General features: G+C 39.0%; 1 protein-coding gene. It reads right to left on the reverse strand.

From position 1 onward, the window contains the following. Positions 1-27 precede the first annotated feature (27 nt). Positions 28-1,656, reverse strand: a 1,629-nt coding sequence (locus IYQ23_RS09420; protein ID WP_195674727.1) for a Cna B-type domain-containing protein, incomplete at its 5' end; no start/stop codon positions are given.

Consider the following 1,656-nt stretch of genomic DNA (forward strand, 5'->3'; position numbering starts at 1 on the left):
CTTTACTCGATCTATCTGATGATAGAATTACGCCTTCTTCTTTAACAAGTAAGCAGCTCCACTTAAGGTGAACAGACCTGCAAGTAATGCAAAGAATGAATTTTGACTACCTGTTGAAGGGAGAATTTTCTTCTTCGACTTCTCTGGTGTACTTGGTGGGGTTTGTGGAATTTGTGGCTTCTCTGGTGTATGACGATTCGTGATATTCATACCATCTACCTTCGGTGTGTAACCTTCTGGTACCGAAACTTCTTCCACCGTATAAGTGATTTCCTTACCTGCTTCATATTTGGCAAGTTTTTCAAAGCTATACTTCCAACCAGTTGCTTCACTTACTGTTGCTACTTTGCCTGTATCTTTACCATTTGCAAGCAATTTCACTTGAATCTCTTTTGGACGAAGACCATCTTTATCATTTTCGTCTTCCCAAGTCTTCTGACCGCTAACTGAAGTCACCTCTGGAGTGTGGCTATTGACCAAATTCATTCCATTCACTTTAGATTGATAACCTTTTGGTACATCTACTTCCTCAACAGAGTAAACAATTTCTTTGCCATCCTTGTAACGATCCAAACCTTCAAAGCTGTATTTCCATCCAGTTGCTGCACTCGCTGTCGCCATTTTGCCAGTATCTTTGCCATCTGCCAATAAACGTACTTTGATTTCAGTAGGACGAATATTATCTTGGTTATTGGCGTCATTCCAAGTCTTTTGACCCATTAAGTTTACCTTTTCTGGTGTACGCTTGTTGGTAATTGTGTATTTGCCGTCTGCAGAAGGTTCTTTTGGATTGATAGTGGTGTAACCCTCAATCTTAGTAGTTTCTTTCACTTCATATTTGATTTCTTGACCATTCTCATACTTCGGTAATGGTTTTGACTCAAAGGCCCAACCTTTTTCTTCTGAAGTTTCAATTTCATCAACGATTTCTTTGCCTTTCAGAATTTGGACCTTCACTGTAGCTGTTCGTTTGCCATCTTGGTTGTTAGCATCTTCCCAGACTTTCTTACCAGAAATGACGATTGTTTCTGGTTCATGGGTGTTTGTGATTTCTTGACTCTTGATAGATGTTTCATATCCTGCTACAACATCTTCCTTGACAGAATAGACAATTTCTTGACCTGCTTCGTATTTTGGAAGATTAGTAAAGGTATGTTTCCAAACATTGCCATTCGCTGGGTCTGCTTCAGCAACTTTGATATCATATTTCTCAACTTCAGTGGTCACACCGCCAACTGTCTTCATCAAATGAACCGTGATATGATCTGGACGTTTGCCGTCTTGGTTGTTGTTATCATTCCAAGTTTTCGTCACTTGATAATCAATCATTTTTGGTGTGTATTTGTTGGTAATATTGAAATCATTGATTTCGCTAGTATATTCAGAAACTACTTCTTCGGTCAGGCTATATTTAATAACCTTGCCTGCTTTGAATTTAGGAAGTTTAGTAAATACTGTAGACCACGTTCCGTCAGCTGCCGCTTTCACTTCTTTGGAAGCTACTTTTTCACCATCTGCCAAGAGATTAACCGTAATATATTTCGGACGTTTACCATCTTGGTTATTAGCGTCATCCCAGTTCTTTGTGGCTTTAATATCAATTGTTTCTGGTGTGTATTTATTGGTAATAGTAAAGCCTGTCTTAGCATCTCCGCT

This window comes from Streptococcus sp. HF-100 (assembly GCF_015594635.1).
GTDB classification, from domain to species: Bacteria; Bacillota; Bacilli; order Lactobacillales; family Streptococcaceae; genus Streptococcus; species Streptococcus vaginalis.